This window comes from Streptomyces sp. NPDC048191, assembly GCF_040652655.1.
Taxonomy (GTDB): domain Bacteria; phylum Actinomycetota; class Actinomycetes; order Streptomycetales; family Streptomycetaceae; genus Streptomyces.
The window spans coordinates 209,236-230,454 of the sequence record NZ_JBEZMO010000006.1 but is presented as its reverse complement, the minus strand read 5'-3'; the positions used below and the strand labels follow the sequence as shown (position 1 = coordinate 230,454).

General features: G+C 71.7%; 18 protein-coding genes and 1 pseudogene. 10 read left to right on the top strand and 9 right to left on the bottom strand.

All coding sequences use genetic code 11. From position 1 onward, the window contains the following. Nucleotides 1-202: 202 nt before the first annotated feature. From AB0D93_RS13220 to AB0D93_RS13190, 7 genes and pseudogenes are all read left to right on the top strand, one after another. Nucleotides 203-2,854: a CocE/NonD family hydrolase gene (locus AB0D93_RS13220; protein WP_362117834.1), complete on the top strand. Its 2,652-nt coding sequence runs from the start codon at nucleotides 203-205 to the stop codon at nucleotides 2,852-2,854. Next, nucleotides 2,851-3,705 (top strand): ABC transporter permease, encoded by an 855-nt coding sequence (locus tag AB0D93_RS13215; protein ID WP_362117831.1) that lies wholly within the window; start codon nucleotides 2,851-2,853, stop codon nucleotides 3,703-3,705. The genes AB0D93_RS13220 and AB0D93_RS13215 overlap by 4 nt, the downstream gene beginning before the upstream one ends. A 233-nt stretch (nucleotides 3,706-3,938) precedes the next feature. Then, complete coding sequence (locus tag AB0D93_RS13210) at nucleotides 3,939-4,358, top strand: hypothetical protein (RefSeq protein ID WP_362117828.1); 420 nt, start codon at nucleotides 3,939-3,941, stop codon at nucleotides 4,356-4,358. Nucleotides 4,359-4,723: 365 nt separating this feature from the next. Further along, nucleotides 4,724-5,420, top strand: a pseudogene (locus AB0D93_RS13205) (transposase); the annotation flags it as partial. 312 nt (nucleotides 5,421-5,732) lie between these two features. Beyond that, nucleotides 5,733-6,047, top strand: a complete 315-nt coding sequence (locus AB0D93_RS13200; protein ID WP_362117825.1) for a hypothetical protein — start codon at nucleotides 5,733-5,735, stop codon at nucleotides 6,045-6,047. A gap of 64 nt (nucleotides 6,048-6,111) precedes the next feature. Further along, nucleotides 6,112-6,426: a hypothetical protein gene (locus tag AB0D93_RS13195; RefSeq protein ID WP_362117822.1), complete on the top strand. Its 315-nt coding sequence runs from the start codon at nucleotides 6,112-6,114 to the stop codon at nucleotides 6,424-6,426. A 67-nt stretch (nucleotides 6,427-6,493) separates the two neighbouring features. After that, nucleotides 6,494-6,808, top strand: coding sequence for a hypothetical protein (locus AB0D93_RS13190; protein WP_362117819.1), 315 nt, complete (start codon nucleotides 6,494-6,496; stop codon nucleotides 6,806-6,808). Between the two features lie 170 nt (nucleotides 6,809-6,978). On the opposite strand, the gene AB0D93_RS13185 is transcribed toward AB0D93_RS13190, so the two are convergent. After that, on the bottom strand, nucleotides 6,979-7,272 hold the full coding sequence (locus AB0D93_RS13185; RefSeq protein WP_362117816.1) for a hypothetical protein: 294 nt from the start codon (nucleotides 7,270-7,272) through the stop codon (nucleotides 6,979-6,981). 266 nt (nucleotides 7,273-7,538) lie between these two features. On the opposite strand from AB0D93_RS13185, the gene AB0D93_RS13180 reads away from it, so the two are divergent. Further along, entirely contained in the window at nucleotides 7,539-7,664 is a 126-nt protein-coding gene (locus tag AB0D93_RS13180) for a hypothetical protein (RefSeq protein WP_362117813.1), read from the top strand. Between the two features lie 8 nt (nucleotides 7,665-7,672). Here the strand turns inward: AB0D93_RS13180 and AB0D93_RS13175 are convergent, their stop codons facing one another. Then, nucleotides 7,673-9,181 carry a fibronectin type III domain-containing protein gene (locus AB0D93_RS13175; protein WP_362117810.1) on the bottom strand — a complete coding sequence of 503 codons (1,509 nt, stop codon included), beginning with the start codon at nucleotides 9,179-9,181 and terminating at the stop codon, nucleotides 7,673-7,675. A gap of 581 nt (nucleotides 9,182-9,762) precedes the next feature. Here AB0D93_RS13175 and AB0D93_RS13170 point away from each other — a divergent pair. Beyond that, a complete protein-coding gene (locus AB0D93_RS13170) occupies nucleotides 9,763-10,068 on the top strand; it encodes a hypothetical protein (RefSeq protein ID WP_362117806.1) in 306 nt (101 codons plus the stop codon). A 1,256-nt stretch (nucleotides 10,069-11,324) separates the two neighbouring features. Here the strand turns inward: AB0D93_RS13170 and AB0D93_RS13165 are convergent. Next, nucleotides 11,325-12,578, bottom strand: a complete 1,254-nt coding sequence (locus AB0D93_RS13165; RefSeq protein WP_362117803.1) for an FAD-dependent oxidoreductase — start codon at nucleotides 12,576-12,578, stop codon at nucleotides 11,325-11,327. Further along, nucleotides 12,578-13,903, bottom strand: coding sequence for an ATP-grasp domain-containing protein (locus tag AB0D93_RS13160; protein WP_362117800.1), 1,326 nt, complete (start codon nucleotides 13,901-13,903; stop codon nucleotides 12,578-12,580). The genes AB0D93_RS13165 and AB0D93_RS13160 overlap by 1 nt, the downstream gene beginning before the upstream one ends. Before the next feature lie 154 nt (nucleotides 13,904-14,057). Between AB0D93_RS13160 and AB0D93_RS13155 the strand changes: the two genes are divergently transcribed. Beyond that, nucleotides 14,058-15,332 (top strand): glycosyl hydrolase, encoded by a 1,275-nt coding sequence (locus AB0D93_RS13155; protein ID WP_362117797.1) that lies wholly within the window; start codon nucleotides 14,058-14,060, stop codon nucleotides 15,330-15,332. On the opposite strand, the gene AB0D93_RS13150 is transcribed toward AB0D93_RS13155, so the two are convergent. The 5 genes from AB0D93_RS13150 to AB0D93_RS13130 are packed head-to-tail and all read right to left on the bottom strand — an operon-like array spanning nucleotide 15,329 to nucleotide 20,585. After that, nucleotides 15,329-16,438, bottom strand: coding sequence for a GNAT family N-acetyltransferase (locus AB0D93_RS13150; RefSeq protein ID WP_362117794.1), 1,110 nt, complete (start codon nucleotides 16,436-16,438; stop codon nucleotides 15,329-15,331). The genes AB0D93_RS13155 and AB0D93_RS13150 overlap by 4 nt on opposite strands. Beyond that, nucleotides 16,435-17,079: a lipopolysaccharide biosynthesis protein gene (locus tag AB0D93_RS13145; protein ID WP_362117791.1), complete on the bottom strand. Its 645-nt coding sequence runs from the start codon at nucleotides 17,077-17,079 to the stop codon at nucleotides 16,435-16,437. The genes AB0D93_RS13150 and AB0D93_RS13145 overlap by 4 nt, the downstream gene beginning before the upstream one ends. Then, nucleotides 17,076-18,239: a glycosyltransferase gene (locus AB0D93_RS13140; protein WP_362117788.1), complete on the bottom strand. Its 1,164-nt coding sequence runs from the start codon at nucleotides 18,237-18,239 to the stop codon at nucleotides 17,076-17,078. The genes AB0D93_RS13145 and AB0D93_RS13140 overlap by 4 nt, the downstream gene beginning before the upstream one ends. Next, a complete protein-coding gene (locus tag AB0D93_RS13135) occupies nucleotides 18,236-18,994 on the bottom strand; it encodes a polysaccharide deacetylase family protein (RefSeq protein ID WP_362117785.1) in 759 nt (252 codons plus the stop codon). Before AB0D93_RS13135 ends, AB0D93_RS13140 begins: the two co-directional genes overlap by 4 nt. Further along, nucleotides 18,981-20,585: a lipid II flippase MurJ gene (locus AB0D93_RS13130; RefSeq protein ID WP_362118210.1), complete on the bottom strand. Its 1,605-nt coding sequence runs from the start codon at nucleotides 20,583-20,585 to the stop codon at nucleotides 18,981-18,983. Before AB0D93_RS13130 ends, AB0D93_RS13135 begins: the two co-directional genes overlap by 14 nt. Between the last annotated feature and the right edge of the window lie 634 nt (nucleotides 20,586-21,219).

The window sequence follows — 21,219 nt, the reverse complement described above, 5'->3', positions numbered from 1 at the left end:
GCCGGCTCACGGCTCCGGGCCCCGCGCCCCCCGGCGGGGGGCGCGGGGCCGTCCCCATGGTGACCAGCCCGACGGCGTGGGACCGGCAGGCCCGCGTACCACGGCTGGTGTACGCCGGGCAGGGCCCGTACTCCTGCGGGAGGGGCGGGCGTTCAGCCCAGCGGCCCCGTCCGGTGTCGGTGGCGGCCCGTACCGTTGAGTCATGGATCTCCGGGTGCCTTCCGCGCGAGGGCTGCTGAAGGGGCCGCGCCGGCTTGTCGCCGCCGCGGCCGCCGTCGTGGTACTCGCCGGCGCCGGGACGTGGACCGCGGCCGTCGCCTCGGACGACACGCGGACAGTGCATACGAGCGACCAGGTCATGCCGGTCGACGGTGTGCGCCTGGACACCTCGTTCTTCACCCCGGCCGACGCCGGCCGCCACCCCGCCGTCCTGCTGGCGCACGGCTTCGGCGGCAGCAAGGACGACATGCGGCAGCAGGCCGAGGACCTCGCCCGGCACGGCTACGCGGTCCTGACCTGGTCGGCGCGGGGCTACGGCAGGTCCACCGGCAGGATCGGCCTCAACGATCCGAAGGGTGAGGTCGCCGACGTCTCCCGGCTCATCGACTGGCTGGCGAAGCGGCCCGAAGTCCAGCTCGACAAACCGGGCGACCCGCGCGTGGGCATGGCCGGCGCCTCCTACGGCGGCGCGATCTCCCTGCTCACCGCCGGCTACGACCACCGGGTCGACGCCATCGCCCCGGCGGTCACCTACTGGAACCTCGCGGACGCCCTGTTCCCGGACGGCGTGTTCAAGAAGCTGTGGACCGGGATCTTCTTCAACTCCGGTGGCGGCTGCGCCCACTTCGAGCCCGAGCTGTGCCGGACCTACAACCGCGTCGCCGAGTCGGGCGTCCCGGAGCAGGCCGACCGGGGGCTCCTGGAGGAGCGCTCGCCGTCCGCCGTCGGCTCCCGCATCAAGGTCCCCACCCTGCTGGTGCAGGGCCAGACGGACTCCCTGTTCACCCTGAGCCAGTCCGACGCGGCCCAGCAGGCGATCCGGGCCAACGGCGCGCCCGTGGACGTCGACTGGATCGCAGGCGGCCATGACGGCGGGGACCTGGAGACCGGCCGGGTGCAGGCACGCGTGCGTGCGTGGTTCGACCGGTATCTGAAGGGCGACAAGAGCGCCGACACCGGCCCGGCCTTCCGGATCACCCGCACCGGCGGCGTCGACTCCACCAACGGCACCGCCCAGCTGCGCGGTGCGAGCGCCGGTGCCTACACCGGCCTGCGCGACCACCCGCGCGGCATCGCCCTGACCGGCGGCACCCAGCACGTGACCAGCCCGGCCGGCGCCAGCCCGCCCGGCGTCTCCGCGCTGCCCGGCCTCGGCGGCTCCGGTGGCCTCACCCAGCTGTCCGCGCTCGGCGTCGGCGTCTCCCTGGACTTCCCCGGCCAGTACGCCGCCTTCGCATCGGCGCCCCTGACCCACGACCTGCAGATCACCGGCACCCCGACCGCGACCGTCCGCATCACCTCCACCAGCGACGACGCCGTCCTCTTCGGCAAGGTCTACGACGTCGGCCCCGGCGGCACCCGGCAGGTCCTGCCCTCCCAGCTCGTCGCCCCCTTCCGGGTGACCGGCGCCAAGGCCGGCAAGGACGTCACGGTCACCCTCCCGGCGATCGACCACGAGGTGCGCAAGGGCCACCGGCTGCGCCTGGTCCTCGCCTCCACCGACCTCGGCTACGCCTCACCGAACGCACCGGCCACCTACACCGTCACGCTCAAGGGAGACCTGAGCGTGCCGACGGCGCCGGCCGTCACCACCGCCGCGGCGCCCCTGCCGGCCTGGGTGTGGTGGCTCCCGGCGGCCGGTGCGGTCGCCGCGCTCGCCCTGCTGCTCACCACCCGCCGCCGTACGGCCGGCCCCGCCCCGGACCCGGAGCTGGCCGAAGTCCCGCTGGTCATCAAGGACTTGAGCAAGCGGTACGCGAAGTCCGCCGACCGGTACGCGGTGCGCGAGCTGTCCTTCCGGGTGGAGAAGGGCCAGGTGCTCGGCCTGCTCGGACCCAACGGCGCGGGCAAGACCACCACCCTGCGCATGCTGATGGGCCTGATCACCCCGGACGACGGCGAGATCCGCGTCTTCGGCCACGCCGTCCGGGCCGGCGCTCCCGTGCTGTCCAGGGTCGGCGCCTTCGTGGAGGGCGCGGGCTTCCTGCCGCACCTGTCCGGCCGGGAGAACCTGGAGCTGTACTGGAGGGCCACCGGCCGCCCGCCCCAGGACGCCCACCTGGAGGAGGCCCTGGAGATCGCCGGGCTCGGCGACGCGCTCGCCCGCGCGGTGCGCACCTACTCGCAGGGCATGCGCCAGCGTCTCGCCATCGCCCAGGCCATGCTCGGCCTGCCCGACCTGCTCATCCTCGACGAGCCCACCAACGGCCTCGACCCGCCCCAGATCCGCGAGATGCGCGAGGTGATGATCCGCTACGCGGCCGCGGGCCGCACGGTCATCGTCTCCAGCCATCTCCTCGCCGAGGTCGAGCAGTCGTGCACGCACCTGGTGGTGATGGACCGCGGCCGGCTCGTCCAGGCCGGCCCGGTCGCCGAGATCGTCGGCTCCGGCGACACGCTGCTGGTCGGCACCGCCCTGCCCGTGGACGAGCCGGTCGTGGAGAAGGTGGCCGCGCTGCCCGGCGTCGCCTCCGCCGTGCGCACCGACGACGGCCTGCTGATCCGGCTGTCTCCCGGGGGCACGGCCCAGCGGCTGGTCGTGGAGCTGGTGCGGCTGGACGTGCCGGTCGCCTCGGTCGGTCCGCACCGCCGCCTGGAAGACGCCTTCCTCACCCTGATCGGAGGTTCAGCATGAGCACGCTCACCGAAGTCGCCTCCGGCTATCAGACGCGGCACACCCTGCCCCTGCGGGTCGAGCTGGTCCGCCAGCTCAAGCGCCGGCGCACCCTGGTCATGGGCGCGATCCTCACCCTCCTCCCCTTCGTGCTGCTGATCGCCTTCGCCATCGGCGGCGACCCGTCGAGCCGCAACGGCCAGATCACCCTGATGGACACGGCCACCGCGTCCGGCGCCAACTTCGCCGCGGTGAATCTGTTCGTGTCGGCCGGCTTCCTGCTGGTGATCCCGGTCGCCCTGTTCTGCGGGGACACGGTCGCCTCGGAGGCGGGCTGGTCCTCCCTGCGCTATCTGCTCGCCGCGCCCGTGCCCCGCGCCCGGCTGCTGTGGTCCAAGCTGGTCGTGGCGCTCGGGCTGAGCCTCGCCGCGATGATCCTGCTCCCCGTGGTGGCCCTCGCGGCGGGTACGGCGGCGTACGGCTGGGGGCCGCTGCAGATACCGACGGGCGGTGCGCTCGACAGCGGTACGGCGGTGCAGCGCCTGGCGGTGACGGTGGCGTACATCTTCGTGTCCCAACTGGTCACCGCCGGACTGGCGTTCTGGCTGTCGACGAAGACGGACGCCCCGCTCGGCGCGGTCGGCGGCGCGGTCGGCCTGACCATCGTCGGCAACGTCCTGGACGCCGTCACCGCCCTCGGTCACTGGCGCGACTTCCTGCCCGCGCACTGGCAGTTCGCCTGGGCCGACGTCGTCCAGCCACAGCCGGAGTGGTCCGGCATGATCCAGGGCGCCGCGGTCTCCATGACGTACGCCCTGGTGCTGTTCGCCCTGGCCTTCAGAGGTTTCGCCCGCAAGGACGTGGTTTCATAATTTCTTTTTTCGTGTTTCTTTTTCCGTCGGCATATCGACCGCCGCAAGCTTGACGCATCATAGGATCAATCGATTCGCCGACCAGATGTGAATCACTCCGAGGGATCCGAATAATGTGCGCTCCTTCGCTGCAGAAATCTTCATGCGTATGGAGTAGTGCATCGCTTTGGGTGGGCTGTGGACTGCTATGTTCTGCGTCTGTTGGATCAGAGGTAACTCCAAGTGAGGTGACCATGAAGAAGGCAGTTCTCACAACTGCGACGTTGGCCATCGGCGTGAGTCTCGTGGGTGGCTCCGCCGTCGCGGCGTCGGGCACCGCCAAAGCGCCTGCCCACGAAACCGAGCCTCTCGGTCTTATTTCCCAGACCGAGGTAACTCCGGCGATCGTCCCCGCGGCCGACACCGTGATGCGGGTGGCCAAGCAGGGCAACCTCACCAAGGGCAGTGCGTTCGACGAGAACCAGTCAGCGAGGGTCACCGGCACAAACAAGGCGGCGAGGGTTTCCGGCGTATACCTGGACGGGATGGGGCGCGACAGCAGCAAGAAGCCCGCAATTCCGGTAAAGAACCCGGTCGGAACCGGATCCGTTCAGCTCCATCCGCTGAAGGGACCGACCAGCGTCGGGCTCGGTAGCCTGCTCAACCAGGGGTGACACGTAAACCGTCAGGAGTCGGTGCGGTGAAAGTCGCCGGAATTCTGACGTTCTGATCCGGTTCTCGGCATCCACGTCGGGCGCCTCGAGGGCGTAGCACGGAGCTGGAGCCGGACCAGCAGTTCCGCGCTCGCTCCGGTGCCCGATGCCGTGCCCGGGATGCGCCTCAAGCCTGACCTGGGACGATGGTGTCCGCGTTGAGGGGCGGCGGTTGTGGAGCGGTCGGCCTCAGTGGCCTCCGACCCGACGGTCTCCCGGCTGGTCGACCCCTGGCATGGGCGGAACCGATTGTCCCGGGGGAGATCTGGGCCGCGCGAGCCCAAGTCGGTGAGTACGTACAGAAGTTGACATGTTCCTCGGCGCCGGACGCCGCTGCGACCTGGAAGAAGACCTTTGGGCACCATCGGCTGATGGGCTTCGTCGACCACGGCCGAGGTGGGAGTGGCGAGCCGGTCGCGGGCCTGCTGCGACCCGGCAACGCCGGCAGCAACACCGCCGCCGACCACCTCACCACCGCCCAACTCGCGCTGGCTCAGCTGCCCAAACACCATCGACGTGGGCGGCGGACACTCATCCGTACCGACTCCGGCGGTGGGTATCCGCGTGGACACCGGACGGCGCCAAGGTCACCGGGCTCGACGCCGGCAGCGACTGCCTGAAGGGCCGGCCCAAGGGGATGCGGCTGAGCGTCCGCAGGGAATGCCCGCACGCCCAGTTGCGCTTCACCGACGCCGACGGGCTGCGTTTGACCTGCTTCGCCACCGAGACCACCGGCCACAAGATCGCCCAGTTGGAGCTGCGGCATTGCCGGCGGGCCCGTGCCGAGGACAGCATTCCCTCAGCCCGCGCCACCGGCCTACGCAACCTGCCCCTGCACGACGGCGCGGAATCAGATCTGGCTGAAGATCGTCCAGATCGCCCTGGACCTGCTGGCCCGAGTGCCGAGGCTCGCCCTGCCTGGCCGGGCCCGTTCTCTGGGAGCCCCGCCGCCTGCGAGTCCGCTTGCCCCGCGCCGCCGCCCAGTCCGTCACCGCCGCCCGCCGCCGACACCTCAGGTTCGCCGGAGCCCTGTCACCCGACGGCCACCTGATGCGACAGTCCGGCCGCCGTCACACCCGAAAAACACCGGCGGACGCAGATCGGCCGCCCGTACGAGCTGACGGCCAATCGCAAAAGATTAATGTCGGTCAGTGGGCCGGACTCATGTCGGCGTCGGCTTTTGTTTCCCGTGCGGCACTTGGGAAGCGGGCATGGCATCGTTCCGCCATCCGATGGAATCTGTCCGATATGGCTGGTGTCCGCGTGACTTTCCGCAGCATATTTCGGTTTCTTGCCATGTAAGTGAGGTTAGCGTGAATCCAGGAAGGAACCGAGTTGACCAGGAAGTTCGCGGTCGTCACTGCCCTCGCCCTTAGCGCCCTCTGCGGTAGCGCAGGCATTGCCTCCGCCCACTCGAACACGACCAACGTCACGGGTGGTGACGGCTTTTCGGAGTCCCCGGTCGTCGTGAACGCACCTCAGCAGGGTGTGCTCGTCGTCAACGGCGCCTTGGTCGATGGCCGCTGCGTCGCGCCGTGGTCCAACGGTGCCGTCCTCGGCGGAGTGGTCCCGCCGCACTCGCGCTACGCCGCGTGCAACACGGCGCCGGTCGACCAGTCGACGCTCCGCGAGGCGGCCGGCATCCTCTGACCCCTGCTCCGGGCAATTCCGAGCAGGTGAACCCCCTCGAAACGCAGTCCGGAAAGGACATCCCATGCGTAACAAGGTTACGGCCATCTCCGCTCTTGCCGCGGGTGTCGTCTTGGCGGCAGGCGGCACCGCCGCGGCCGACAACTGCACGACCGTCAAGGGCGGCAGCGGCTTCTCGTCGTCCCCCGTCGTCGTGAACGCTCCTCAGCAGGGCGCGCTCGTCTCCAACGGCACGCTCGTCGACCTCCGCTGCCTCGCCCCGTGGTCCAACGGTGCGGTGCTCGGCGGCGTCTACGCGCCCCACTCGCGCTACGCCGCGTGCAACACGGGGTCGGTCGACCAGAAGGCGGGCGTCGAGGCGGCCGGCCTCCTCGGCTGAACCACCAGTGCTCTGATCACATCGGTTCCGTCTCCTTCCGATCTTCAACAAACCGAAAGGCGCATCCATGCGTAACAAGGTTACGGCCCTCAGTGTCCTGGCTGCGGGCATCGTCCTGGCCGCCGGCGGTACTGCCTCGGCCGACGACAACAGCACCACCGTCACCGGCGGGAGTGGCTTCTCGGAGTCCCCGGTCGTCGTGAACGCTCCTCAGCAGGGGCTCGCCGTTGTCAACGGCGCCCTGGTCGACGGCCGCTGCCTCGCGCCGTGGTCCAACGGTGCCGTGCTCGGCGGAGTGGTCCCGCCGCACTCGCGCTACGCCGCGTGCGACACGGCGCCGGTCGACCAGTCCGTCCTTGCCGAGGCCTCGGGTCTGATCTGACGCCCCTTCAGACTGGCGGCCCGCCGTGCCTCGGTGGGCCGCCGTCGGCATTTCCGCCCATGCTTTTTCGTACGAGGCACGACGTCACGTCCGCGTGCTGTGTGGCGAAACAAAGCAAGGCCGGCTCCGAGAACACCGGAGCCGGCCCGAAAGCCCAGCGGATGCGTCTTCTACTTCAAGTTGGGAAGCGCGGCGGGCGGCTTGCCGTTGAGGGGGTTCGGCAGGGCGCCGCCCAAGACGGGGGTCTCGACGACACCCGACTTCTTCACGCCGTCCGCCGCGTGCTTGATGTCGCCGGCCAGGGCACCGGTCGGCATCTCGGCTGCATTGGGGAGAGACCGGGCAACCGTCTTCCCGTCATCGATGAGGCCCTGTGCTGGTACGTCCGCCGCGACGGCCGGCGCCGCCGTGGCGGCCATGGCCAAGGCGCCGACAACGATGGCGGCAGCCTTCAGACTCTTCATTGGATTCCTTTCAATCTTGCTTCCGTCGGGCTAACGAGTGAAAGACGCAACGGGAAACTCCGCGGCGGCAGGTTCCTGGAACTCATACATCCCGAATGACTCTGCGAATAATTTCATCGGATTGCCTGCGCGTGAGGCTGCCCTTCCGGCACGGCTGACGATGTCGCGGATAAAAGCGGATAAGTGACTGGTATGGTCCGTGAATCCGACGCTTATGCCGAGACCAGGGTTCGCACACTTTGTGCTGGATTCAGAATGTTTCGCAGGTGCTCGCCGCCCACGACGTACAGCAGACCACGGACGCAGTGATCGACGTGTACCGCGAACCGCTCGGCACCGTCACCACGCCGGCCCTGGTACCCGCCCGGACCAGAGAGCCCATCACCACATGACCGGCCCCTCAGGCGGTCACGTCGAGCGGTTCCGAGCGGTGCGTCGTGTGCCTTCCGTCGGTGGCGGCGATCGTGTAGCGGTGATGTGAGCCCGGAGGGACGGAATCCGTGTACGTCATGTCGGGTCGGTCCCATTCGACCGACCGCCGCTTCGGCGAGGCCACGAGAACACCGTCTCGGTAGATCCGGTACGTCAACTCTGCGTCGTCCCTGTCCCATGTGGCACGCCAGGCGAGCGTGACCTTTCCGGCGTGAGTACGCCGGGCCGTGAGCCGGGGCGCGGCTTGCGGGGCAGTGTCGCCGGGGCCGGTGCCGAAGCGCGTCAGCCCCTGCTGTGGTCTGCCGTTGACCGCGGTGAACTCGCCGCCTGCCCAGAGGACGTTGCCGGCCATCACGAGCGTCCGGGGGCCGACTCCCTCACCGATGCCGTCATCGGTGTCGGGGAACCAGTGCAGGATGCTCCTGTCACTGACCGACTCGGCCAGGAAATGCCGTCGGGGCCCGTCGGGGAAGCCCCCGGGGGTGAGGCCGCAGTAGTGGGCGTGGGATGCGCTGTACAGGACGCCCTTGTACACGACGACATCCTGAGTGGCGCCCAGACACGTGTCCTTCCAGACCATCGTGCCGTCGGACAGCCGGCCCGCAATCCGGCCGTCGAAGATGCCCGTTCCCTCGCCCTCGGCTCCCAGGTAGAAGCGGTCGCCGTTGCGGGTCAGTGACGTCACCGCGGATCGTTCCGGCAGCCAGTCGTGGAAGGACTTCACCGTCGAACCGGTCGTGGGACTCAGGGAGACCAGGGCCTGCTCCGGCTGGCCGTTGACGTGGTGGAACTTTCCGCCGACGAGCACCTGTCCCCGGTCGGACGCGGCCAGGATGGCCCGGACCGGCCCGTCGACGTCCGCCTTGAACGGCAGCAGTGTGCCGCTGCGGCTGAACGCCGCGACGCGCCTTCTCTCCTGGCCGTCGACCACCGTGAAATCGCCAGCCAGGTACACGGTCGTGTCGGTGGTCTCGATGGCCCGTACGGGCGCCGCCACGGCGGGGCGGAAGTCCCGACGCAGCGAGCAGTCGGCCGTGTTGAGCGCTGTCGCACTGGACACGCCGGTGCCGTCGACCCTGTCGAACGATCCGCCGACGTACAGCACTTTGCCGTCGCGTGACGCCTTCAGCGCCCGTACCGTCCCGGCACCTTTAGTGAAGGAGTGGGCACACGGCAGCAGTTTGCCGGTCAACGCGTCGAAGGCCGCGAAGTTCTTCCGGGCGACCTGCTTCCGGCCGGGCTTCGCGCCGGGCGGGCGGACGTTGTCGAAGGTGCCGCCGACGTACACGACACCGCGCGCGTACTCGACCGACCAGACGATGCCGTCCGTCTGCCAGGTCGCCAACGGGGCCGCGGTCAGCGTTCTTTCACCACGCGGAGTTTTTTCGGTACGGAGGACTTTTACGTCGCGTGCCTGCGAGCCGAAAGCGGACGTGAGCGATGCGGCCGCGAGGAGGACCACTGTGGAAGCCGTCATGACGGTCCTGGCCGCGTTTTTCCTTAGTCGCATGGAACTTGAAAGTAGACCCGGTCCCCGGATATCGCGACGCCACGACGGCGCGCTCCGCTCTTCAGGCTCTTACTGAAGCTCGGATGGCCTAGGAAAAGGAGTCGTAACCCGTGACAGCATGCTGTTCGTGGGAATGTCGGGCGAGATCAAGTACCCGAGCTCTGGTACCCAAGCAATGAGGAGGAGTGCTCGTCATGCGAGTAGCTGCCCGAACAAAAACGCGGTCACGGCGGTTGGGTTGGGGAGCGGGGCTCGTCGGCGCCGGCCTGACCGCGACCGCGGCATTCGGTATCGCTTTCGGCTCCGTGTCGGCCCACGCCGCCCCCCGAGCGACGCAGGCGTGCACGTCGTGCCAGTCGAAGCCGCCCACGTCTGGGTGTCCGGCGTGCCAGTCGAAGCCGCCCACGTCCGGGTGTCCGGCGTGCCAGTCGAAGCCGCCCACGTCCGGGTGTCCGGCGTGCCAGTCGAAGCCGCCCACGTCTGGGTGCGGGTGCCACACGACGCCGCCCCCTCCACCGATCTGTCCCTCGGGCTCGACCGCGGTCAGCGTGACCAAGCCCAGGACCGAGTCCGTGGCGATCCCCGGTGACGGAAGCTTCCAGCTCACCGTCTCCAGCACCGCCCAGGGACAAGTGTTCAGCTTCAACATCCCGGGATCCGCTCACCGTTCCGTGGTCAGGGTCACCGCCACGGGCGGCACCGCCGGCTCCATCGTGACCAACTACGACAGCTCAACGGGCTTCCCCGACGGCGTTGCCGCCGACGGTCCGCTGCACGCCCCGGTCAACTCGATCGGGAAGTACGCGAACCTCAGCCGCATCGACTTCTGTGTCAAGCCCACCAAGTACCACTGAGAAACAGGCAGGTGAGGGGGCCCGGGACGTTCCGGGCCCCCCAGGGCAGGGGAGGGAGCGGGCCGGGGGACACCACAGGGGCGCTGGGGGTTGCCGGGGGGGGGATGTGTCGCTGGTGGGCGCGGTGTCTCCCGAGGATCGAAGCCTCCGGGATGTACGTCGTCCGCAAGGCCTCATCGCGGTCGGCGGAACTGCTCGAGGCCCTCGACGGACGAACGTGACCTGATGTCCGCCGGGATGAAAGAGAGACAGCGGCGGAAGGGAAGCGGCAGGTGCCGGACGCCATACGTCCGGCACCCGGTTGACTACTTCTGGGACGTCGACTACTTCTGGGACGCGGCCCGGCGGCCCCGCCGGTACAGGACGGTTCCGGCGGCCAGCAGAGTCCCGCTGGCGGCCAGGGCTGCGAAGGTCTCCTCCGTGCCGGTATGGGCCAGCTCGGGAGGCTTGTGCGCCGGCGGCCGGGTGTAATGGTGAGGGTGATGTACCGGCAGGCTCCGGTGGCGTTGCGGTGGCTCGGACGGCGTCGGTGCGGGCCCGTCGTCGCCGTAGCTTCCGTGGGAGGGCTGGGGGCTCGGTTCGTCGTCGCCGTAGCCTCCGTGGGAGGGCTGGGGGCTCGGCTTCGTCGTGTGGGTGGAGGAAACACGGCGGGAGGAATCGTCGGAGGTGTCAGCGGCGGCCGAGGACTCCTCTGCCGTCCTGCGCGCCCTCTGCTTCGCGCCTTCCGTGTGCCCGATGGCCCGGTCGGCGCCTGCCTCACCCGGGATGTCCCGCTGATCCGTGTTTCCGGACATCGAAGCGAATAGGTCGGCCCCTGTCACCCGCGGACCGGAGTCCGCGAATGCCCATGAGCCGCACAGAGTCAGGGTGCCTGTCGCGGCGGCCGCCACGATCAATCCCTTGCTCAGGGTCTGTCGCACTCTCTTGTCTTTCCTCTCGGAAGGATTCGGAAGCCGGCCCCTGGAGCCTGAGAAGGGGCTCCTCAGCGGGCCGTGGGGTGTTGTTCCGCGCGGTCGTCGCAGGGGCGTTATGTCGCTGGATATGCCGCCCGTTCACACGTGTCACGACGTGCAGACTGTGAACGAAATATGGAGCCCGAAGATACTCGGATGCGTGAAACGGCGGGGAATTCACCCGATCGCCCACCCGCCACGGCAGCAGTAAGCCTTGATTGTCGCGGCGTCCGTGCAGGTGAGCGGCCGGACCGACCGCCCGGCACCCGGCCCGCGCCACGACGAACCCGCGGCCGGCGGACGTCACGGCAACGGCGCCTCCAGCGGCAGCGCGGCCGCCGCCGGCGACGGCAACCGCAGCGGAGTGCCCCGCAGCCGGCGCCGTACCCCGCGTACCAGCGTGCCGGCCGTGAAGGTCGCGCCGTGCACGAAGCGCATCGCCGGGCCGAAGCCACCGGCCGTGATCAGACCGGCCAGGAACAGGCCGGGGTACGACGACTCGAACTCTGGCCCCACCTCCGGCGCCCCGTCGGGACCGGTCGCCAGCAGCGCCCGCAGCTCGGGGGAGAGCAGTCGCAGCCGGTCCCGGGTGGCCCGGAAGCCGGTCGCCGCGATCACATGCCCGGTGCGCAGCGACGGTGCCCCGGTGCCGGCACCCGCGAGCTCCAGACGCAGTCCGTCCGGCACTTCACGGGCCGTCACGATTTCTTGGCCGAGCAGCACCTCCACCCGGCGCTCCACCCGCTCGCGCACCCACCACGCACCCGCCGGACCGAGCGCGTCGGTCACGATCCGGGTCCGGGTCCGCTCCGGCAGCCGCCGGTACAGGCCGGGCCGCTCGGCGTAGAACCAGTTCCGCCAGCCGGGGCCGAGGCCGCTGTGCGGGGCACGGGCCGAGCGCCACCAGGGGCGCTTCCAGGGCGGCGGCACGTCGTTCCAGTACAGCCGGTCCGCGCGGGCCAGCACCCGTACCCGGGTGCCCTGTTCGGCGAGGAGCGCGGCCGTCTCCAGGGCCGCCTGGCCGCTGCCGACAACCGTGACGTCCCGGTCGCGGAAGCGGTCGAGGTCGGCGTGGTGGCTGCTGTGCGAGACGAGCGCCGGGGGCATATGGCGCAAGGGCCGCGGGATCTCGGTGAACGGCAGCACACCGACGGCCAGCGCGACCGTCCGCGCGGTGAGCGTCTCGCCGTCCTCGGTGACGGCCTCGAAACCGCCCGCACGGGGCGCCAGCCCGGTCACCGTCCGCTCGTCGACCGGGGGTACGGCGTTGCGCGCGAACCACAGTCCGTACTCGGCGAATACCTCCAGCGGGAGCGGTTCGGCGTGCCGGGCGGCGAGGCCGCGGAAGGCGCAGAAGACGTCGAGTCGCCAACGCCCCTCCGGATCCGAGAGGTTGGAGGCCCACGGCTCCGATTTCAGGAACATTCCGCGAGGCATGTGGTCGCGCCAGGACACCATGGGCCGGCCGAGCACGCGGACACTCAGCCCGGCCGCCGCGGCGTGCGACGCGATGGACAGCCCGTACGGGCCGGCGCCCACCACCAGCAGGTCGTACATCAGCAACTGCTCGCTTTCTCGTCCTCACGGAAGTCGTCCGTGATGCCGGTGATCTGGGTGATGCTGGTGATGTCGGGGGCGCCCGCTTGGTTCACGAGGCGCGGTGCGCTCGCCGGTGCGTTCGCCGGCGTGGGGGTGCGGGGGTGCAGGCGGTCGGTGACCTGGCTCGCGAGGCGGCCGGCAGCGCGCCGGCTCCACAGCGCCCACATCGCCCGGCCCGGCGCCGGGTCGTCCGCCGCATGCCAGGCCAGCTCCTGGCCCGCCGGCGCACCCCGCAGCGCCGCCAGCGGGGCGTAGTTCTCCACCACGAACCGCCTGCCCGGCAGCGGCATGTCCGCAGGCAGCGGGCGGTGGGTCAGATCCAGGTGCAAAGCGCGCACGACGTCCAGGCCGGAGCCGTCGGTGAACAGCCGGAACTGGGCGCCGGGGCGCGGGTTGAAGTCCAGCAGGTGGTAGCGGCCGGTGCTGCCGCAGCGGCGGAAGTCCAGGTCGAAGATGCCCCGGTAGCCCAGTTCGCGGGTGAGCCGCTCGGCCAGCGCCGTGACCTGCGGGTTGGGTGTCCATCGGCCGACCGCGGTCAGACCCGCGCCGCGCGGCCAGGCCAGGTGTTTGCGGCCGGTGCCGCCCGCCCGGACGGCGCCGGTGCGGTCGGCGTAGCCGTGGCAGAACCAGTCATGGTCCGGGCCCGGCAGCAGGAACGTCTGGAGCAGCAGCAAGCTGCCCGCCTCGGCGCTGCGCAGGAACAGCTCCCGGGCCTCACGTGCCGAGCGCACCAGCACGGTCGAGCGCAGCCCGCTGCCGGCCGGCACCAGCCAAGGTCGGCTCCACTTGGCCACCAGCGGCAGCCCCAGCCGCCTCGCGGCCGCCGCCGCGTCCTCGGCGCTGTCCGGGACCAGGGTCACCGGGTGCGGGACGCCGGCGGCGGCGCAGAGTTCGGCCAGCCTCGCCTTGTCAGCGACGCGTTCGGGCAGCGAGTCGGGCTGCTGCGGCAGCAGATAGGCGGGCGCCAGCTCCTCGCGCAGTCGGCCGGCCGCGATGGCGCTCGCGTCGTCCAGCGGGATCAGCACCGCCGGACGCGCCACGTGGGCCGCGACCCGGAGCAGGGTGGCGGCGATGTCGCCGGGGGACGCACCGGGGCGCGGTGGGGGATGCAGCCGGCGCACGAAACGCGACGTGTGTACAGGGCTTCGGGTGGAATCGGCGACGACATGCACTTCCACTTCGGCCCTGCCGAGCGAGCGCACGGCGCCCAGGGTGCCGTGATGAAAGGGATTCCGGTCGATCCGCAACAGCACCGCGGGGACCTGGTTGTCCAGCAACGACACGGATTTCTCCTCCTTTTCTGTTCCGTTCGCCCGTGCGGGGGTCCGTACCGCCTGAAAGCCGCAACCGCACTGGCGGAATACACGTTGATATGACTGTGTGTCAGTAGCGGGGAATGCGAGGCCAGGGCGCAGCCGAGCGGAGAGAGGAGCGGACATGGCCGCACAGCAGGACGGGGCTCGGTCCCGGCGGTTGGCCGTCGTGGCGGTGACGGCCGTCGCGTCGGTCGCTTTGGCGGTCGGCCCGGGTTTCGCCGCGGGCCCAGGTGCGGCGCAGGCCGCCGCACCACCCGCTCCGCCCTCGACCACCCCGGCACCGGTCATTCCGGCACCGGTCACCCCGGCACCCGTCCTCCCGACATCGGTCATCCCGGCTCCCGCGCCCGCCAAGCCCGCCGTGCTGCCGTTCGGCGCCTTCCTCGACTCGGGACCGCTCGGGGTCGCGCGCATGGCCGACTTGAGCCGCTGGCTGGGCGGGACCGAGGTGAAGGTCGCCCACACCTATCTGCCCGGCAACCACTGGACGGACATCGAGGGGTCGCCCGGCTTCCTCGACGTGTGGGCGCACTGGCGGCGCGGCAAGCCCGACCGCACGCTCGTCCTCAACGTGCCGATGCAGGAGCACAACGAGGACGACGTCTCGGACGCCGCAGTGCGGCGGCTGCTCCGGCAGGGCGCGTCCGGCGCGTTCGACCAGCACTTCAAGGCGCTGGCCGAGCGGCTGGTGCAGTTGAAGGTGCCGGACACGGTGATCGTGCTCGGCTGGGAGATGAACGGCACCACCTACACCCATCGCTGCGGACCGGACCCGGCGAGCTGGAAGGCGTACTGGAACAGGATCGTCACCACCATGCGGTCGGTGCCGGGCCAGAAATTCCGGTTCGACTTCACACCGAGCCGCGGCCGGGACGCCGTGCCGTGGACCGAGTGCTATCCGGGTGACAACACGGTCGACATCATCGGAATGGATTCCTACGACCAGCCGAACGGGCTGTCCTTCGACGCACAGGTGAAAGAGCCCTACGGCCTGCAGCAGCAGGTGGATTTCGCCAAATCCCACGGCAAGCCCATTTCCTATCCGGAATGGGGACTCTTCCGCAACGGTGACGACCCCGAGTACCTGAGGCGCATGCTCGCCTGGATCGACGAGCACAAGCCGCTGTACAACACGCTGACCGACTACTGCCCGCACGGCGTGTGGCAGTGCCCGGACAACCCCGCCTCCGCGCGCGTCTACCGCACGGCCCTGTACGACCGCACGGAGGAGCCGGCCCCGGTACCCACCACACCCACGCCCACGCCGAACCCGACGCCCACCCCGCCGTACAAGCCCCCGGCGGACTGCTCCCCGCTGGACCTCGGCGACTGGGTGGAGTACTGGCTCGGCGGAAAGCTCTGCATCCGCCTCGACTGGTGGTCGAGGACCCGCTAGCCCCGCCGGCGGTCCCGCCATCGGTGCAGCACCTCCTTGCCCCGCCGCCGGGCGGCCGCGTCGCACAGCGCGGCCGTCAGCAGCGGGGTGGTGCGGCGCCGGGCCATGAGCAGCCGCCGGTTCACGACCGGCTCGGGACGCCAGTGGTGCTTGTACGGCTCGTCACCGCGCAGCAGGCTCAGCGTGCCGCGCCCGCCCAGCAGCTCGGTGCAGGCGTCCAGCAGCATGACGGCCACGTCGGCCTTGCGCTCCCGCAGGCCCGGATGGGCGCCGTACAGGTAGCCGCCGGCCAGGCCGTGCGAGAGCAGGGTCAGGTCGACGGCCACCACCTCGCCGTCGATGCGGAACTCGGTGACCGCCGCGTTCCCCGAGCGCACCATCGGACCGACCGCGCGCACCAGATGTGCGCGGAAGCGTGGCTGGAGGTGCTCGGTCGTCACCTTCCGGCCCTGCCACTGGAGCCGGTGCAGCTCCAACAGCCGGCCGAGCGCCGTGTCCACGTCCTGCGGCCGGACCGTCCGCCGCTGCACGCCCAGCGATTCCAGCCTGCGCAGCTTGGCCCGCACCCGCTGCTGGGCCTTGGCCGAGGGCAGCCGGGCCACCAGACCGTCCATCGGCACGGCCGGCAGTTCCAGGCACAGCGAGTCGTCCACCGTGCGGCGCGGGCCGCGCCAGCGGTCGTAGACACGCTCCACCGCGGCGCCCGGCCGTACCTCGCGGAAGTCGAGCAGCGCCGTGCTCGCCGCGTCCGCCAGTGCCTCGGTGAGCGCGGCGGCCGCGCGGTCACGGTCGTCGTCCAGCAGCACGTCCGCGTAGTCGGAGATCGCCCCGCCGAGCGGCACCAGCGCGGGCACCGGCCGGCGGACCAGCATCAGCGGCGCGACGGCCACGAGTTCGCCGCCGGAACGCACCAGCAGCAGCCTGAGCCGGTCGCGCCTGCCGTACGACAGCCACCACGAGTGCAGCCAGGCGTGGCTCTGGAACGGGGTCGCGGCGGCGCACCGCCCGTACAGCCGCGCCCAGTCGGGGGCGAGCGCGGCGAAGCCGGCCCCGTCGGTGACGAGTTCGGTGGTACAGGTGGGGCGTGCCGTCTCGATGGCCGTCACAGCGAGCGGTGCGCGTCGGCGGCGACGGCCGGACCGGGCACCGAGGCCGGGCGCACGACCTCCTCCTCCGGCCGGCGCCTCGGCCGCACCAGCAGGGCGAGCGCGCCGAGCAGCCCGCCCGCGCTCGCCCCGACCAGACCGGTCACCTTGGTGGAGGCCGAGGACGGCGCGCTCGGCTTCGTCGCACGGGAGAACTGCAGGAGCTCGACGTGCGTGTCGGCCTTGGTCTCGTTGGCGTGCTGGATGAGCGCGCGGGCCACCGCGTTGGCCATGTCGGCGGCGTCGGCACGGCGGGCGGACACGGCGGAGATCGAGACCATCGGGGCGTCCGGCGAGGTCGCGCTGCGCACGCTGTCGCGCAGGGTGTTCACCGGCACCCCGGCCCACATCTGGGCGTCGCCGAGCACGGCGAGCTGGGTGGCGACCCTGCCGTAGGCCTGTGCGAAGCCGAGCGCGGAGACGGTGTCGGACCTGTCGGTGGGTACGGCCATGACATAGCTGGTCGCCGTGTACGTCGGCGGCGTCAGCACGCCGTACGCGCCGCCGAGCAGCCCGCCCGTGGCGATCCCGGCCGCGACCAGCGACCAGGGCGGCAGCGCGCGGAGGCGGGAGGGGCGAGCGGTGCGGTGGTTCTCGGTCATGAGGGGTGTGCTCCCTGCTGGACGGGGACCTGGTGGGGAAAGGGGGGAGTCGCGAGCGCCGCCACGTAGACGTCCATCAGCCGGGCGGCGCTGCGGGTGATGCAGTAGTGGCGGGCCGCCTCGGGGGCGGTGCGCGGGCCGGGGCCCGCTGCGCGTACCCCGGCGAGGGCGCGGGCGTAGGCGTCGGCGTCGCAGGGGACGTGCGCCGCGTCCGGGGCCGCCCCGGGCGGCAGGTCCTGAAGAGCCGGGCAGGAGGTGTAGCGCACCGGCAGCCCGGCGGCGAGCGCCTCCACGACCGCGAGCCCGAACGCCTCCTCCGGGGAGGGCGCGGCGAGCACGTCCATCGCCGAGGTCAGCGCCGGCAGGTCCGGCCCGGGCGAGCCGTCGGCGAGCCAGGGCCGCTCTCCCGCGAACACCACCCGGCCCGCGACCCCCGCCCGGCGCGCGGCCAGCCGCAGGGCGTCCTCCTCGGGCCCGCCGCCGACCAGCAGCAGGCGGCAGTCGTACTGGAGCCGGGCGAGCGCGTGGATCAGGACGTCGAAGCGTTTGCCGGGGGCGAGCCGGCCGATGCCGCCGACGACGAACGCGTCGGCGGGCAACCCGAGCCGGTCGCGGGTGTGCCGCCGGGCCACCGGGTCGAAGGCGAACCGGGTCAGGTCGATGCCGTTGGGGACGACCGTGATCCGCGGCTCGGGCACTCCCCAGCGGGTGAGCCGTCCGGCGACCGTGGGGGAGACGGCCACCGTGGAGCGGCCCAGCCGCTCGCCCAGCAGATACAGCCCGCGCACCCCCGCGGTGAGCGGGCGGTTCTCGATCTGCGAGTCGCCGAGGGAGTGTTCGGTGGCGACGACCGCGCGGACCCCGGCCAGCCGGGCGGCGAGCCTTCCGTACAGGCAGGCCCGGTAGAGGTGGGTGTGCACGAGGTCGTAGCGGCCCTGCCGGACGATCCGGGTCAGCCGGGGCAGGGCGGCCAGGTCGCGGTTGCCCCGCATGCCGAGGTGCAGCACCCGCACGCCGTCGGCCCGCAGCCCGTGGGCCACCGGCCCGGGGTTGGTCAGCGTCACCACCTCGCACTCCACCGGCAGGTGCCGCAGCAGCAGCCGCAGTTGTTGTTCGGCCCCGCCGACGCCGAGTCCGGTGATGATGTGCAGCGCCCTCACCGCAGCCCCACGACGGGACGGCGGCGCAGCCGGTGCAGCCGGTACTTCAGGAACAGGCGTACGGCGGTGTCGTCCTGCCCGATGTGCACGCGCGGCAGGACGTACGGGCCGTTCAGCTCGTCGGGGTCGATGGCGCAGCCGTAGCCGTAGCCGGCCGCGCGTACGGCGTCCATGGTGCGCCGGTCGACCGTGCCATAGGGGTAGCAGAAGCCGGACACCGGGGTGCCGGTCAACTCCTGCAGCAGGGCGCGGCTTTCGCCGGTCTCGTCCCTGAGTTCGGCGTCGTCGGTCCGGGTCAGGTCGACATGGGTGAGGCCGTGCGAGCCGATCTCGACGCCCGCTTCGGCGGCGCGCAGGATGCCGTCGGCGGTCAGCAGCGGCCGGCGCGGGCCCAGCGGATCCCAGACGTTGTGGCCGCCGAGCAGCCCGGGCAGCACGAACAGGGTGGCCGTGCAGCCCCAACGGGCGAGCGCGGGAAGGGCGTTGACGGTGAAGTCGGCGTACCCGTCGTCGAAGGTGAGGCCCACCAGGTCGCGGCCCTCGCCCCGCGCTCGGGCGGCGAGCAGCTCGGCCACCGACACCCCGCGCAGCCCCCGCCGGCGCAGCCAGCGCAGCTGCCGCTCGAGGCGGGCCGGCGCGACCGTGATGCGGTACGGGTCGTCGGAGCAGTCGCCGACCGAGTGGTACATGGCGATCCACGGGACCGGGCCCGTGCCGGCCGGCCCGCGTCGGGCGGCGGTCTCAACGCAGGACATGGGCGAGCCTTCGGGTGAGGGTGCGGACGGAGCGGAGTGCGGTGGCGAAACCATGGGCGCGCAGCGCCCGGCCGAGGACGACGAACACGACGGTCACGGTGGCGCCGCCGGCGACGAGGCCGGCGAGCGGTGTCGCGGGCAGCCGGGCGACGAGGGCGCCGGCCGCGGCGGCGACCGTGGCGGCCCTCAGCGGCCGGCTCAGCTCACGCAGCACGAGCGGCGTCCGGACGGGAACGCTCCGGCGTCCCATGCCGGCCAGCATCAGCACGGTCGTGACGGTGATGCCGGCGGCGTTGGCGCCGGCGATCCCGGTCACGCCCCACGAGCCGACCTTCCAGGCGCCGATCAAGGCTGTCACGACGATTCCGGCGGTCATCGCGCCCACCGGGTACCAGGTGGCGCGGCCCGCGGAGAAGTAGGAGCGGACCAGGACACCGGTGAGCGTCTGGCCCAGCAGGCCGAGCGCGTAGACCCGCATCACCTCGGCGGTCGCCGCGGTGTCCTGGGCGGTGAACGCGCCGCGCTGGAACAGCAGGCCGATCAGCTGCGGGGCGCAGGCCACCACCGCGGCGGTGCCCAGCAGCACCAGCGTGGCGGCCACCGCGAGGTCGCGCTCCACCCGGGCCCGGGCCCGCTCGGTGTCGCCCTCGGCCAGCGCCCGGGCGACCACCGGGAAGGTGACCGTGCACAGCATCAGCGACAGCGACATCGGGATCTGCGCGACCTTCTGCGCGTAGTTCAGGTGCGAGATGGCCCCGTCGGGCAGGGAGGAGGCGAGGAACCGCTCGATCAGCACCTGCGACTGCCGGCACAGCGCGAACAGCAGCACGCACGCCAACAGCGGCCCGCCCATCGGCCGCGCCGCCGCGCCCTCCGCCTTCGGCTCCGCACCTGCCGTTCGTCGCCCCCGCAACTCGCGTACCGCCGTGGGAAGTTGTACGAGGACCATCAGCAGGCCGCCCGCCGCCACCCCGAACGCGGCCGAGCGCACGCCCCAGTGGCCGCCGAGCGCGTACATCGCGATGACGATGGCGAGGTTGTAGGCGATGTAGATCGCGGCCGGCGCCAGGAAGCGGCGGTGGGCCCGCAGGACCGCGCTGCCGTATCCGGCGAGGCCGAAGCTGAGCACACAGGTCGCGGTGAGCCGGGTGCAGTCCACCGCGAGCCCCGGGTCGGACAGGCCCGGCGCGAGCGCCGCGACCAACTGCGGTGCCGCCACCGCCAGCAGACCACCCACCGCCGTGAACGCCAGTGCCAGCCGGGGCAGGGTGCCGGCGACCAGCGACCGCACCGGGTCCCCGGCGGCGCCCTGGCCCCGGCGGGCCAGCGCCCGGCTGAACGCCGGGATCAGCGCGAAGGCCAGCCCGTCCTCGATGAGCAGCGTGGCTGCGAACTCCGGCACGGTCCAGGCCACCAGGAAGGCGTCGGTGTCCCGCCCGGCCCCGAACAACCGGGCCAGCGACTGGTCCCGCACCAGCCCGAGCAGCGACCCCGCGACCGAGAGGGAGGCGGTGACCAACGCGGCCCGCGCGAGAAACCGCCGACTGGGAGCGGACTGACGGCACTCACCGCCGACGCCCTGCCCGGCCACGTCGTGCGCAGAGGCGGCGGTGACTGTGGCCGGGAGGAGGGTGGGGGAGTGGGTCGGTTCGGGGGCGGTGGGCGCGGCCGGAGGTGCGTCGGTGGGTGCGGTCGGCTGGGGCTCGGCGGGCGAAGGCTCCTGGGTCGGACGGGCACCTGCGAGCACGGAGGCCCAGGGGATGACGTCCGGGACCGGTCGAGCGCCGTCCGCCACCGACGACACAGAGTCGGTGACCGGGGCCGGCAGAGCGTGGGCGGGTGTGGGTGTGGACGTGGGTGTGGGTGGTTCGGGTTCGGTGGTCGTGTCGGGCTGGGGGTGGGCGGGTGTGGTTGGTCCGGTACTTGTGGGTGTGGGTGTGGGTGTGGGTGTGGGTGTGGGTGCGGGTGCCGGAGGCCGGGGGTCGGTGATTGGCGCTGGCTGGGCGTCGGCTGTCGAGGTCGGCGGGGAGTCGGGGGTTGAGGTCCGCAACGCGTCGACGAGTGCCGTCGGTTGGGAGCCGGTGGTTGTGTCGGGCCGGGGGGCAGTGGGGGCGCTCGGCAGGGCAGCGACGGGTGTGGGGGTGTTCGGCAGGGCAGCGGCGGGTGTGGACGGTTGGGGTGCGGTGGTCGTGTCCGGCCGGGGGGCAGTGGGGGCGCTCGGCAGG